The sequence below is a fragment of the Streptomyces sp. TLI_105 genome (assembly GCF_900105415.1).
GTDB lineage: Bacteria > Actinomycetota > Actinomycetes > Streptomycetales > Streptomycetaceae > Streptomyces.
Window position 1 is genome coordinate 8285360 of record NZ_FNSM01000001.1, and the last position, 13845, is coordinate 8299204.

General features: G+C 72.1%; 11 protein-coding genes. 10 read left to right on the forward strand and 1 reads right to left on the reverse strand.

The window, feature by feature from the left end; genetic code table 11:
• The first annotated feature begins 68 nt into the window (after positions 1 to 68).
• Complete coding sequence (locus tag BLW86_RS37715) at positions 69 to 4292, forward strand: S8 family serine peptidase (RefSeq protein ID WP_177181871.1); 4224 nt, start codon at positions 69 to 71, stop codon at positions 4290 to 4292.
• A gap of 221 nt (positions 4293 to 4513) precedes the next feature.
• On the opposite strand, the gene BLW86_RS37720 is transcribed toward BLW86_RS37715, so the two are convergent.
• Positions 4514 to 4897 carry a hypothetical protein gene (locus BLW86_RS37720; RefSeq protein ID WP_177181872.1) on the reverse strand — a complete coding sequence of 128 codons (384 nt, stop codon included), beginning with the start codon at positions 4895 to 4897 and terminating at the stop codon, positions 4514 to 4516.
• A 263-nt stretch (positions 4898 to 5160) separates the two neighbouring features.
• On the opposite strand from BLW86_RS37720, the gene BLW86_RS37725 reads away from it, so the two are divergent.
• From BLW86_RS37725 to BLW86_RS42310, 9 genes are all read left to right on the forward strand, one after another.
• Positions 5161 to 6861, forward strand: a complete 1701-nt coding sequence (locus tag BLW86_RS37725) for an enoyl-CoA hydratase-related protein (RefSeq protein WP_093878188.1) — start codon at positions 5161 to 5163, stop codon at positions 6859 to 6861.
• Positions 6862 to 6917: 56 nt separating this feature from the next.
• The gene (locus BLW86_RS37730; RefSeq protein WP_093878189.1) at positions 6918 to 8000 is read left to right on the forward strand and encodes an NADH-quinone oxidoreductase subunit B family protein; all 1083 of its coding nucleotides are present in this window, start codon (positions 6918 to 6920) and stop codon (positions 7998 to 8000) included.
• 90 nt (positions 8001 to 8090) lie between these two features.
• Positions 8091 to 9875: a nickel-dependent hydrogenase large subunit gene (locus BLW86_RS37735; protein WP_026057905.1), complete on the forward strand. Its 1785-nt coding sequence runs from the start codon at positions 8091 to 8093 to the stop codon at positions 9873 to 9875.
• Positions 9872 to 10429: a hypothetical protein gene (locus BLW86_RS37740; protein ID WP_093878190.1), complete on the forward strand. Its 558-nt coding sequence runs from the start codon at positions 9872 to 9874 to the stop codon at positions 10427 to 10429. The genes BLW86_RS37735 and BLW86_RS37740 overlap by 4 nt, the downstream gene beginning before the upstream one ends.
• Positions 10426 to 11085, forward strand: coding sequence for a DUF5947 family protein (locus BLW86_RS37745; RefSeq protein WP_093878191.1), 660 nt, complete (start codon positions 10426 to 10428; stop codon positions 11083 to 11085). Before BLW86_RS37740 ends, BLW86_RS37745 begins: the two co-directional genes overlap by 4 nt.
• A complete protein-coding gene (locus BLW86_RS37750; protein ID WP_017237512.1) occupies positions 11082 to 11720 on the forward strand; it encodes a DUF6084 family protein in 639 nt (212 codons plus the stop codon). The genes BLW86_RS37745 and BLW86_RS37750 overlap by 4 nt, the downstream gene beginning before the upstream one ends.
• Positions 11717 to 13114, forward strand: a complete 1398-nt coding sequence (locus BLW86_RS37755; RefSeq protein ID WP_093878192.1) for a hypothetical protein — start codon at positions 11717 to 11719, stop codon at positions 13112 to 13114. The genes BLW86_RS37750 and BLW86_RS37755 overlap by 4 nt, the downstream gene beginning before the upstream one ends.
• Positions 13111 to 13641 carry a hydrogenase maturation protease gene (locus BLW86_RS37760; RefSeq protein ID WP_093878193.1) on the forward strand — a complete coding sequence of 177 codons (531 nt, stop codon included), beginning with the start codon at positions 13111 to 13113 and terminating at the stop codon, positions 13639 to 13641. Before BLW86_RS37755 ends, BLW86_RS37760 begins: the two co-directional genes overlap by 4 nt.
• Positions 13638 to 13778 carry a DUF6893 family small protein gene (locus BLW86_RS42310; protein WP_177181486.1) on the forward strand — a complete coding sequence of 47 codons (141 nt, stop codon included), beginning with the start codon at positions 13638 to 13640 and terminating at the stop codon, positions 13776 to 13778. Before BLW86_RS37760 ends, BLW86_RS42310 begins: the two co-directional genes overlap by 4 nt.
• Positions 13779 to 13845: the final 67 nt, after the last annotated feature.

Below are 13845 nucleotides of genomic sequence, written 5' to 3' on the forward strand. Positions count from 1 at the left end.
CCAGGTGCAGCAATGGGCCGCCAAGGTCCGTTGTACGGAGAGTGACTTCGGCGCTAGGACTTCTCCCCATGGCCAAGAACCCACGAAGAAGCCGACGTCTGGTGGCCGCCACGGTCACCACCGTCGCGCTGGCCGGGACGCTCACCGCGACACCCGGCACCGCGACCGCGAAGTCACCCGACCCGAACCAGCGGGTCATCGTCGAGCTGTCCGGAGACGCCGCCGTGGCAGCCGCCCCCGGCGGCTCGCTCACCTCCCTGACCGCCGGTACCACCTCCGCCGTCGGCGACGCCCGACGCGCCCTGGCGGCACGTCAGGACGGCTTCGTCAGGACGGTGCGGCAAGCCGGACTCCACCCCGCCGCACCCCGCAGACTCGGCCTGCTCGTCAACGCCGTGGCGATGACGGTGCCCGCCTCCGAGACGGCACGGCTGGCCGCGCTGCCGGGCGTCATCGCCGTCCGGCCCGACACCCGGATACAGGTGCGCACGGACACCAGCGTCCCGCTGACCGGCGCACCCGACGTCTGGAAGCGCGAGGACCCGGCCGGGGTGAAGACCACCGGCAAGGGCACCGTCGTGGCGGTCCTGGACAGCGGCGTGGACTACGGCCACCCCGACCTGGGCGGCGGCTTCGGCGAGGGCCACAAGGTCGTCGGCGGCTTCGACTTCGCCAACGGCGACGACGACCCGATGGACGACAACGGCCACGGCACCCACGTCGCGGGCATCATCGCGGGCAAGGCGGCCAGGAAGGGAGGCGTCACCGGCATGGCGCCCGACGCGCGCCTGCTGGCCTACAAGGTCATCGGCGCCGACGGCAGCGGCTACACCTCCGACATCATCGCCGGCATCGAGGCGGCGGCCGACCCGGCCAACCCCCACCCGGCCGACGTCATCAACATGAGCCTCGGCGGCCCCGGTGACGGCACCGACCCGCTGGGCCGCGCGGCGACCGCCGCCGTGCGGGCCGGAGTGGTCGTCGTCGCTGCGGCCGGCAACGAAGGGCCCGGCAGCGGCACCGTCAGCACTCCGGCTTCGGCCGACGGCGTCATCGCGGTCGGCGCCTCCACCAGTGGGCTGCGGATCCCCAGCGCGTACCTGGCGGGCAAGGAGCCCGAACTGATCCAGACGTACCGAGGCGTCCTGTCCGCGAACCCGCCCCGGACACCGGTCACCGCGCCGCTCGTGGACGTCGGCGCGGGCACCGCCGAGGACTGGAAGCGGATCGGTGACGTACGGGGCAAGATCCTGCGGGCCGACATCCTCGTCGCGCCCAGTACGGACGTCCTGAGCCAGAGCGACATCGACTGGGCACGCGAAGCCGAGAAACGCGGCGCGCTCGCCGTGCTCGGCGGCCTCCCAGCCGGAGGCGGACCCGTGCTCGCCGCCACACCGGGAACGGTCGGGGCCACGGCCACCCCCGCCCGCCCCGACCTCACCAGGACCGCCGCCTCCGGCGACTCGCTGCGCATGGACCGCCTGGTCGTCATGGGCATCGACACGACCCAGTACGCCCAGCTGAGCCGCGAACTGGCCGCCGGAAAGGTGTCCGTCACCCTGCGCGGCACCGACTCCACCGACGAGATCGCCTCTTTCTCGTCGCGCGGACCCGGCACCGGCTTCGGCCTCAAACCCGACCTGGTCGCACCCGGCGTGGAGATCCGCTCCACGATCCCCACCTCGATGTACGCACCCGGTGTCTACCGCATGTCGGGCACCTCGATGGCGAGCCCGCACGTCGCCGGAGCCGCCGCCCTGCTGCGCCAACTGCGCCCGGGCCAAGACCCCGACGAGATCAGGTCCGCACTGGTCGGCACAGCGAAGCAGCTCGCCGGCACCGGCCCCACCGTCCAGGGCAACGGACGGCTCGACGTGGCCGCCGCGGCGTCGGCCACCCTCAGCGCCTCCCCGACGAGCGTGTCGTTCGGCCTCGCCGACCTGGCGGACAAGACCGTCGGCGGCACCGCGACGGTACGCCTGGCCAACCCCGGCGAGAAACCGCTGACCGTCACCCTCAGCAGTACCGGGCCGACTACCGTGTCTCCGCCGCGGGTCACCGTCCCCGCCGGCGGGTCCACAACCGTCCACGTCACCCTGCGCGCCGACCGCCCGGCCACCGACACGGAGATCAGCGGCCGGATCACGGCCACCCCCGCGCGAGGCCCGGCCCTCCGGGTGCCGTACCTGCTCGTCGTCCGGCACCTGGTCGTCCAGGCGTCCCCCGATCCGAGCGACGGCCGCTCCACCGTGCACGTCGCCGCCCCGGCCGCCCTGAACGCGCCGCCGGAGATCAGGGTCACACCGCCGCACGGCAAGGCCTTCACGCTGCCCACCACCATGAACGGCGCCGGCTACTACCAGGCCGACGTGACCGGGAAGGCGGCCGGTGCCTACCAGTTGGCCGTCCGGGCCACGACCACCGACGGCCGGCGGATCACCGGAACCGGCGCCTTCGAGGTCACCCCCGTCGGCAGCCGCGGCGACCGCTGGGAGCCCATCGGCCCGAACAGCGAGGCCGGTCACCTCGCGCTCTCGCCCGCCCGGCCGAAGCAGGCCGTCGTGACCCAGTTCCGGAAGGCCGCCCCCTGGCTGACCACCGACGGCGGCGCCAACTGGCGCCAGGTGGGCAGGCTGCCGATCGCCGACGGCAACGGCACCGGAGCGGTCGTGGTCGACGCCCGCCGCCCCGATCGCTGGTGGTACGCCGTGAACACGGTCGTCGACCCCACCCGCCGGGGCACGATCCTGCGTACCGACGACAACGGCCGCACCTGGCGCAAGCTCGACGTGCCCGACGCGCACATCGACGAGTTCGTCGCGGACGATCAGACCCGCACCCTCGCCGCGATCGTCGACGGCGCACTGCTGGTCAGCACGGACGCGGGCGACAGCTGGGCGACGTACCCCACCGGCGTCACCGGTGACGTCCGCGACGCGACCCTCGTCGGCGACACCCTGTACCTGGCGACCTTCGACAGCGTCTGGCGCATCGACGGCGTCGGCAAGGGCGACCCCGGTACGGCGCACCTCGTCCTCGACGAGCCGGTGAACACCATCCGCGGCATGGCGGCCGACTCCACCGTGGTGGCGGCCTACGTCCCCGGTACGGGCGTCCGCGGCTCCTACGACAAGGGCCGCACCTGGTCCACCCTGCTGCCCCTGGCGGAGGGCGGCAACGGACTGTCCGCCTCCGGCGGCGACCTGTACCTGCGCGCGCTGTTCGGCGCCGGGCAGGTGAGCCACGACCACGGCAGGACCTGGAAGCCCGTGCCCGCCCCCTCGAAGGCCGCCATCGCGATGGACTACGACCGCTGGGCCGACGGCTCGGTGACCGTGTCCAGCGAACAGGACGGCCTGTACCGCGGCTCGGCCGACGGCACCGGATACCGGAGGATCGGCGTCCAGGGCCTGACCACCTTCGCCCTCGCGGCCGGCGGCGACCAGCTGCTCGCCGGAACGGTGAGCGGCACCTACCGCACCACGATCCCCGTCGCCGGCCCCGAGTGGGGCCGGTCCGGGGCGGAGGGCATGACCGGTCTTCTCACCTCGCACATCGCCGTCTCGCCCGAGGACACCAAGGTGGTGTGGCAGGTCCGGCGCACCGCGACCGGTCTCTTCGAGGTCTCCCGCAGTGGTGACGCCGGCCGGACCTGGCAGGTGAAGGGCACGTCGTCGGAGATACCGACCTCGCTCCTGGTGCACCCGGCCGACCCGGACCGGGTGGCGATCAGCTTCAGGAGCATCTTCGGCGACGGACTCTTCTCGACTTCCGACGGCGGCAGGACGTGGAAGAACCTCTTCCACGAGAGGTCCTTCGATGCCATGGCCGGTGACCCGCGCGACCCGCGGCGCCTCTGGCTCGGCAACGCCTCGGGCCTCTACCGCTCGGACGACGGCGGCGTCACCAAGACCAAGGTCGCCGAGGGTCCCGTCTCCGCGATCGTGATGGACGGCCGACGCCTGGTCGTCGGCGGATCGTCCGTCCGGGTCAGCACAGATGACGGCAGGACCTTCCGCACCGCCGACACCGGCCCGCTCGCGGTCCACGTCTCGGACCTGCTGCGGGTGAACGGAGCGCTCTACGCGGCCACCGCCCGCTCGACCGCGTCCGGACTCGTCCAGGGCGGCCGGGGCGTACTGCGCAGCACCGACAACGGCCTCACCTGGGAGAACATCTCGAGCGGTCTGCAGAACACCGACACCACCAAGCTGGCCGCCGCCCCCGACGGCCGCACGCTCTACGTCGGCGCGGTCGACGGCGGGGTACACCGCCTGAAGCTACGCCGCTGACCCACCCCGCGCATGACGAGTGTGACCGTGTGACCAGCGCGTCCGTATGACCGGCGCGAGCGCCGACCCGGCCCGGAAGCCCCGGGTCCGGTCGACGCTCGTGCGCGTGGCCGGCGGGAGAATCTCCCGCCGGTGATCGTCGAGTACGAGCGACTGAACCAGGTGCCACCGATCAGGGCCTGTGCTCCATGGCGTGGTGGCCCTTCGCTCTCGGTGTCGCGTCAGCCCGGACGGGGGCCCGAGGAGTCGTCGTCCGGGTTCACGCCGGTGAACGCCGAGTCGTCCTTCGTACCGCTGGGGCGCTGTGCCCGGCCCCTTCGGCCGGTGTCGTGCATGCCCTTCTCCGACGAGCGGCCTCGCTTCTCACCTCGGGTCGTGTCGCTGCGAACGGTGTCGCCGGGGACGTTCCGTTCTTCCTCCTTGGAGGCCTTCCGTCCCTTGCCGGGCGGGGGCGCGTGCTTCTCGGGGTGGAAGGAACGCGAAGCGCTCGGATTCTCCTGCTGTCGCGTCTCGTCCACATCGGGGGACCATCCGTGCTGCCCGGCCATGCCGTCGCGGCTCGGCTCGCCGCGCGAGGGCCTGGAGGACTTCGGTTTCTCGGCCATGAGCCGACCTGCCTGTCCGTGCGAGGGGCATGCATCCGCATGCCTTGTAGGACTTTGATTTTCCCACGGGACACATGGCGCGTCTCCTGGACCGCGCACTGCGGCCGATCAGCCCGCCAATCGGTCGGACGCGCACCTCGAACGGGTGAGGTGCGGGCTCTGCCACCCCGCTGCCCGGCTCGCGCTGCCCGATGATCGCAGGCGGTTGGCGGACGGCGGCTCCCGGGCCCGCGCCGTCCACCGCAAACCCGGAAAGGCCGCCCATGCGCATCCTGCTCATCGCCAGCAGCTTCAACAGCCTCACCCAGCGCGTCCTGGTCGAGCTGCGCGACCGCGGGCACACCGTTCCCGTGGAGGTCACCCCCGACGGGGCCGCCGTGCGCGAGGCCGTGGCGCGCCACGCGCCCGAGCTGGTCGTGGCCCCCATGTTGAAGGCCGTCGTGCCCCGCGATGTGTGGACGGCGCGCCGTTGCCTGATCGTGCACCCGGGGCCCGTGGGCGACCGGGGCCCGTCCTCACTGGACCACGCGATCCACGACGGGGTCGAGGAGTGGGGCGTCACCGTCCTCCAGGCAGACGACGAGATGGACGCGGGCGACGTCTGGGCGTCCGCGACCTTCCGCGTCCCGGAGGTCGGCAAGAGCGATCTGTACCGCAACGAGCTGTCCGACGCCGCCGTGGCCGCCGTGCTCCTCGCCGTCGAGAGGGTCGCCGCCGGGGCGACACCGCGTCCGCAGACCGGCGAGATCCGCGCCCGTCCCGCTCTCCGCCAGGAGGAGCGTCGGATCTCGTGGGGCGAGGACACCACCGAGACCGTCCTGCGCACCCTACGGGCCGCCGACTCGCAGCCCGGCGTACCGGACCGGCTGCTCGGCGCCGAGTGGTTCCTGCACGGCGGCCACGCGGAGGACGGTCTGCGCGGGCGGCCCGGTGCGCTGCTGGCCACCCGGGCGGGTGCGGTCTGCCGCGCCACCGTGGACGGCGCGGTGTGGATCCCCGAGCTCCGCGCCCGCACCGGCCCCGGCAGGGCGCGGGCCTGCAAGCTCCCCGCCGCCCTGGCCCTCGCGGGCCGGTTGCCGGAGCTCCCCGAACTGCCGGCACCCGCCGACCCGGCGCCAGGTCGGCGGACCTGGTCCGACATCCGGTACCGCGAGCAGGGACCGGTCGGCGTCCTGTCCTTCGCGTTTCCCGGCGGAGCGATGAGCACCGACCAGTGTCGCCGCCTGCTGGACGCGTACGAGACCGCCTGCGGCCGCCCCACCTCCGTCCTGGTGCTCGGCGGGCAGCGCGACTTCTTCTCCAACGGCATCCATCTGCACGTCATCGAGGCCGCCGCCGACCCCGCCGCCGAGTCCTGGGCCAACATCAATGCGATGAACGACCTGGTCGAGGCGGTTCTCACCACGACCGACCGGCTCGTCGTGAGCGCGATCGGCGGCAACGCCGCCGCCGGCGGGGTGATGCTCGCCCTCGCCGCCGACGAGGTCTGGTGCCGTTCGGGGTCGGTGCTCAATCCGCACTACCGGCGCATGGGTCTGTACGGATCGGAGTACTGGACCCGCACCCTGCCGGGGAAGGTGGGCGAGGCCCTGGCCGCGCGCCTCACCGAAGAGGCCCGGCCGGTGTCCGCGGCGGCATCGCTCGACATGGGGCTGGTCGACCGGGTCGTCGACTGCGGACCCGGGGAGTTCGCCGCCGAGGTCACCCGATTGGCCCTTCGCCTGGCATCCCGTGGCGGTCTCCAGCCGCGGATCGCGGCGAAGAAGGCGGAGCACGAGCGCCGGGAGTCCGTCGCTCCCCTTGCGGCCCACCGTGAGCGGGAGCTCTCCCGGATGCGGTCGATCTTCGACGACCCCGCCGCGAGCTACCACGCACGGCGCCGGGCCTTCGTCCGGAAGGAGGCACCCCGAGCGCCGCTCCCGAACGGCCCAGGTGCGGGCGCGGGCAGATCGGCCGACTGTTAAGCAAGACCCAGGCCCGACACGAGGCCTTCGCCCCATCCCTCCTCAGGAGGCGACCCATGAGCGCAGTACAACCGGCCCCGGTCGAGGACCAGGGTGCCGCACCCGGCAGCGAAGAGAAGCCGATCCACATTCTCTGGATCAACGCGGGTCTGAGCTGCGACGGCGACTCGGTGGCCCTGACCGCCGCCATGCAGCCCAGCATCGAGGAGATCGCCCTCGCGGGGCTGCCAGGGCTGCCCCGGATCGCGGTCCACTGGCCGCTGATCGACTTCGAGTGCGGTCCGGTGGGCGGCGCCGACACGTTCATCGAGTGGTTCTTCAAGGGGGAGCGGGGCGAGATCGACCCGTTCGTGCTGGTCGTCGAGGGATCGATCCCGAACGAGGCCATCAAGCAGGAGGGCTACTGGAGCGGCTTCGGCGACGACCCGGAGACCGGTCAGCCCATCACCACCAGCGAGTGGATCGACCGGCTGGCCCCCAAGGCCCTCGCGGTGGTCGCGATCGGCACCTGTGCCACGTACGGCGGCATCCACGCCATGGCGGGGAACCCGACCGGCGCGATGGGCCTCCCGGACTATCTCGGCTGGGACTGGAAGTCGCATGCCGGCATCCCCATCGTGTGCGTGCCCGGCTGCCCCATCCAGCCGGACAACTTCGCGGAGACGCTGACCTACCTGCTCTATCAGGCGGCCGGCTCCGCGCCCATGATCCCGCTGGACGACAAGCTGCGTCCGACCTGGCTGTTCGGGGCGACCGTGCACGAGGGCTGCGACCGGGCCGGCTACTACGAGCAGGGCCAGTTCGCGTCGACGTACGACTCGCCCAAGTGCCTGGTGAAGCTCGGTTGCTGGGGCCCCGTCGTCAAGTGCAACGTCCCCAAGCGCGGCTGGATGAACGGTGTCGGAGGCTGTCCGAACGTCGGCGGCATCTGCATCGCGTGCACGATGCCCGGATTCCCGGACAAATTCATGCCGTTCATGGACGAACCTCCCGGCGGCAAGGTCTCCAGCACCGCCAGCGGCGTGTACGGCTCCGTCATCCGCCGCCTGCGGACCATCACGGCCAAGACCGTGGACAAGGAGCCGAAGTGGCGGCACACCGGCGAGCGCATCACCACCGGCTACCGGCCGCCCTGGTGACCGCGACGCCATCGCGCCACCCCCGCAGGACCCCCCATCCACCCCACTGTTCGCGAAGTCGAAGAGTTGACGAAGGGCATCACAGCGACCATGGCATCTCCGGCGAAGACGACGGGTGACGGCTCCGGCCTTGTGGAGATGGCCTGGGATCCCATCACCCGGATCGTGGGCAGCCTCGGCATCCACACGAAGATCGATTTCAAGCAGAAGCGCGTCGCGGAGTGCTACAGCACGTCCTCCGTCTTCCGCGGCTACAGCGTCTTCATGCGGGGCAAGGACCCCCGCGACGCGCACTTCATCACCAGCCGCATCTGCGGCATCTGCGGTGACAACCACGCGACCTGCTCCGTGTACGCGCAGAACATGGCGTACGGCGTGAAGCCCCCGCACCTCGGTGAGTGGATCATCAACCTCGGCGAGTCCGCGGAGTACATGTTCGACCACAACATCTTCCAGGAGAACCTGGTCGGGGTCGACTACTGCGAGAAGATGGTCCGCGAGACCAACCCCGGCGTCCTGGAGCTGGCCGAGCGCACCGAGGCGCCGCACGCCGCCGAGCACGGCTACCGCACGATCGCGGACATCATGCGCTCCCTCAACCCCCTCGAAGGCGAGTTCTACCGCGAGGCGCTCCAGGTCAGCCGCTACACCCGGGAGATGTTCTGTCTCATGGAGGGGCGGCACGTCCACCCCTCCACCCTCTACCCCGGTGGTGTCGGCACGGTCGCGTCCGTGCAGCTGTTCACCGACTACATGAGCCGCCTCATGCGCTACGTGGAGTTCATGAAGAGGGTCGTCCCGCTCCACGACGACCTCTTCGACTTCTTCTACGAGGCGCTGCCCGGCTACGAGGAGGTCGGCCGCCGTCGTGTGCTGCTCGGCTGCTGGGGCGCGCTCAACGACCCCGAGCACTGCGACTTCACCTACGCCAACATGACCGACTGGGGCCGGCGGATGTTCGTCACCCCCGGTGTCGTCGTCGACGGCAAGCTGGTGACCAACGACCTCACCGAGATCAACCTCGGCATCCGCATCCTGCTCGGCAGCTCGTACTACGAGGACTGGCAGGGGCAGGAGCAGTTCGTCACCCACGATCCGCTGGGCAACCCGGTCGACCCGCGCCACCCGTGGAACCAGCACACCATCCCGGCCCCGCAGAAGCGGAACTTCGACGACAAGTACAGCTGGGTCATGTCCCCGCGCTGGTTCGACGGCAAGGACCACCTGGCACTGGACACCGGCGGCGGCCCCATCGCGCGCCTGTGGTCCACCGCGCTCTCCGGCCTCGTCGACATCGGCTACATCAAGGCCACCGGGCACAGCGTCGTCATCAACCTCCCCCGGACGATGACCAAGCCGGAGACCACCTTCGAGTGGAAGATCCCGAAGTGGAGCAACGCCCTGGAGCGCAACCGCGCCCGGACCTACTTCCAGGCGTACGCGGCCGCCGTCGCCCTGCACTGCGCCGAGAAGGGCCTGGAGGAGGTCCGCGCCGGACGCACGCAGACGTGGGAGAAGTTCGAGGTGCCGGACGAGTCCATCGGCGTCGGCTTCACCGAGGCCGTACGGGGTGTCCTCTCGCACCACATGGTCATCAGGGACGGCAAGATCGCCAACTACCACCCCTATCCGCCGACGCCGTGGAACGCCTCCACGCGGGACACGTTCGGGACCCCCGGTCCGTACGAGGACGCGGTGCAGAACACCCCGATCTTCGAGGAGAACACGCCCGAGAACTTCAAGGGCATCGACATCATGCGCGCCGTGCGCAGCTTCGACCCCTGCCTGCCGTGCGGCGTCCACATGTACACGGGCAACGGCAGGACCGTGAAGCAGATGCACGTGCCCACCGGCCTGAGCGGTCTGGCCGGATGAGCGCGACCACCGCCGAACAGGCGGGTCGGCGGGTCGAGGAGGTCCTGGACCGGCTGGCCGAGAACGGTGACGCCGAGGCCTGCGCGGCCGCGGAGGAGGTCGTACGCGTCCTCATGGAGTTCTACGGCAGCGGCATCGCCCGCGTCGTCGAGCTCCTCGGGCGCCCCGCCGCCCGCCCGCCCGCCGACCCGCTGGGCCCGCTGCTCGCGGACGAACTCGTCGCGAGCCTCCTCAACCTGCACGGACTGCACCCCGAGGACGCGCCGACCCGTATCGACCGCGCCTTGTCCGCCCTGCCGCAGCCCGTGGAGAACGCCGGATTCGACCCGGCGACGGGCGTGCTGCGGCTGCGGGCCACCGCCTCGACCGGCTGCGGCTGCTCCGGCACCCAGGAGTCCGTCCGGCAGGCGGCCGTGGACGCCCTCGCCTGCTTCGCCCCCGAGGTGACCGGCGTGGAGCTGGAGAGCGGCGCCCCGCGTGAACCGGCGCTGCTCCAGATCGGCACCCGTCCGTCGCTCGCGGGCGCGGACGGCCGCTCATCGGCCGCCCGGTGAACGGGCCGCCGAACAGCGCCGTGCGGCCCCCGGGGCCCACCGGCCTGCGCCGGTTCACCACCCCGCGACCGCCCCGCGAGGAGCGCTGCGAGCTGTGCGGCGCCCCGCTGGCGGCCGAGGAGCGTCACCCGCATCTCGTCGACACGGACAAGCGGGCCCTGGTCTGCGCCTGCGGCCCGTGCTCGCAGCTCATGGACCGCTCCGCCGCCTCCCCGGGGCGGTTCCGGGCGGTCCCCGGCCGCTTCCTGAGCGACCCGGGCCACCGGATCGACGACCGGGCCTGGGAGTCGCTGCGGATCCCGGTCTCGGTCGCGTTCTTCTTCCGCAACTCCGCCCTCAACCGGCCGGTGGTGCTCTACCCGAGCCCCGCCGGTGCCACCGAGAGCGAACCGGACGAAGAGGCCTGGCGGTCCGTCCTCGACGCCACTCGGCTCGCCGCCCACCTCGAACCCGACGTCGAGGCCCTGCTGCTGCGCCGTCACGAGGGCCGCACCGAGTGCTTCCTCGTGCCGATCGACCTCTGCTACGAACTGGTGGGCCGCATGCGACTGCACTGGCAGGGCTTCGACGGAGGCGCGGAGGCGCGGGCGGACCTCGACGACCTCTTCACCCACGTCCGCGCCCTGGCCCACGAGCCGCAGGGGAGCCGGCCGTGACCGAGTTCTCCTTCAGCTGCACCGACGTCCGCGCCGACGCGTACGCGGCCGGACCCACGCTCGTGTTCCGGCTGCGGATCACCGCCACCGGCGGCACCCGGGTCCACGCCATGGCCCTGCGCTGCCAGATCCGTGTCGAACCCGCCCGGCGCGGTTACGACGACCACGAGGCCGCGGCCCTGGGCGATCTCTTCGGCGAACGCTCCCGGTGGGGCAGCAGCCTCAACCCGGTCCAGTTCGCCCAGGCCTCCGTGATGGTGCCCGGCTTCACCGGTGAGATCGAGACCGACCTCGTCGTGCCGTGCACCTACGACACCGACATCGCCGCGTCCCGCTACTTCCGGGCGCTCTCCGACGGCGACGTTCCGCTGCTCCTGCTCTTCTCCGGCACCGCCTTCACCGGCGCCGGCGGCTTCCACGTCGAGCCCGTTCCCTGGGACAAGGAGGTCTCCCACCGCATGCCCGTGAAGGTGTGGCGCGAGATGATCGACCAGCACTTCCCCGGCTGCGGATGGATCCGGCTCCCGGGCGACGCGATGGACGCCCTGCTCGCCTACCGATCGCGCCGGGCCCTCCCGTCGTGGGAGGCCACCGTCGAGTCCCTGCTCGAAGCGGCGGGGGAGAGGACACGATGACCACCGTCGCCTTCCCTCCTGGCACCGAGGCGCGGTTCGCCGTCGCCCGGCACGTCGCCGACGCCGTCCTCTTCGAGGGGTACGTCCTCTACCCGTACCGTGCGTCCGCCGCGAAGAACCGGCTCCGCTGGCAGTTCGGGGTCCTGGTGCCGCCGTCCTGGAGCGCCGCCGCCGAGGAGCACGACTTCCAGCTCACCGAGTGCCTCATGGAGCCCAGGACCGGCGCCGAACTCGCCGTGGAGGTCCGTTTCCTGCGCGCCCAGCGGCGTACCGTCGAGGAACTCCGTGAAGACGGGAGCTTCGCACCGACCGGCGAACTCCGGCTGGCCGACCGGGTCCTGGTGGCCTGGGACGAAGGCGTCGAGGAGCGCGTCACCCTGGTCGTCCCCGTCGCCGAACTGCGGGGCGACGGCACCGTCCTGCCCTTCACCCGCCCCGCCGCCGAGGAGACGGAGGAGGTCACCGACGCCGACGGACGCGTCCTCGGCCGACTCGTACGCCGCCGCGAGGAGATCAGCGGCGCCCTGCGGATCTCGACGGCCGAACTCGACGGCCCGTACCGTGTCGAGCGCCTCTCGGTCACGGTGGAGAACACCAGCGACTGGACCGCCGAGCGGGACACCGACCGCCACGCGGCGCTGCCGTACTCCCTCGTCGCCACCCACACGCTGCTCCGTATCGACGGCGGCTCGTTCCTGTCGATGACCGACCCGCCGGAATGGGCCAGGGGCGCCGTCGCCGCCTGCCGCAACCTGCACACCTGGCCCGTCCTGGCCGGCGAACCCGGCCGCGACGACCTGATGCTCTCCTCGCCGATCATCCTGGAGGACCACCCGGCCATCGCACCCGAGAGCCCCGGCGCCCTCTACGACGCGACCGAGATCGACGAGATCCTCGCCCTGCGCACGGCGGCCCTCACCGACGAGGAGAAGCGCGAGGCAAGAGGGACCGACGCCCGCGCGGCGGCGGTGATCGAGCTGGCGGACACCATGCCGCCCGAAGTCCTCGAACGTCTGCACGGAGCGGTACGGAGCCTCCAGAGCGTCACCGGGCCCTCGAAGCCGACCGGAAACATCCTCGAACCGGAGACGCCCTGGTGGGATCCGGGCGGCGACACCGGTGTGGACCCGGGCAGCGACCACGTCCTCGTCGACGGACGCGCGGTCCGCGCGGGCAGCAGGGTCGTCCTGCGCCCCCGGCTGCGCCGCACGGACGCCCAGGACCTGTTCCTCGACGGGCGCAGCGCGCTGGTCGAGGCGGTCCTCCACGACGTCGACGGCGGAGTCCACATCGCGGTGACCGTGGAGGACGACCCCGGCGCCGACATCCGCCGTGAACAGGGCCGGTTCCTCTACTTCCAGCCCGACGAGGTCGAAGCCCTGGAGGACGCGTGAACGGCTCCGCGCCCGCGGCCCGGGCGCCCGGCACGGCCCGCACCCTCGTGGCCGGGGTGGGCAACGTCTTCCTCGGCGACGACGGCTTCGGCGTGGAGACCCTGCGGCGGCTCACCCGCGAGGAACTCCCCGCCTCCGTCGAGCTGGCCGACGTCGGGGTCCGGGGCGTCCACCTCGCCTACGAACTCCTCGACGGCTGGGACACCCTCGTCCTCGTCGACGTCACCGCCCGCGGCGGTGAACCGGGGACGCTCTATCTGATCGACGCCTCGGCGGCCGGCGACCGCGCCCGCGGCACGGAGCCCGCGCCGCTCGACGGACACCGGATGACGCCCGACGCCGTCCTCGCCCTGCTCGACACCCTGTGCGCGGGAACCGGGGCCGCGCCGCCACGGCGGATCCTCGTCGTCGGCTGCGAACCGGCCTGCCTCGACGAGGGCATCGGGCTCAGCCCGCCGGTCGCCGCGGCCGTGCCCGAGGCGGTGCGCATGGTGACCGAACTGGTCCGCCAGGAAGCCGTCGTATGAAGACCGAAACGGAGAGCACCATGCACAAGAACGTCCTCGGCGCCGCAGTCGCCGCCACCGCCGCCCTGGCCGTCGTGGCCGTCGTCGTCGGAGTCCTCCCCGACCTCCGGCGCTATCTGCGCATCAGCAGGATGTGACGCACCCGCGGTCCGGTGGCGGAGGCTGCACCGAACGGACGACACCGCCGTCCGGTCCCGGCGCGCC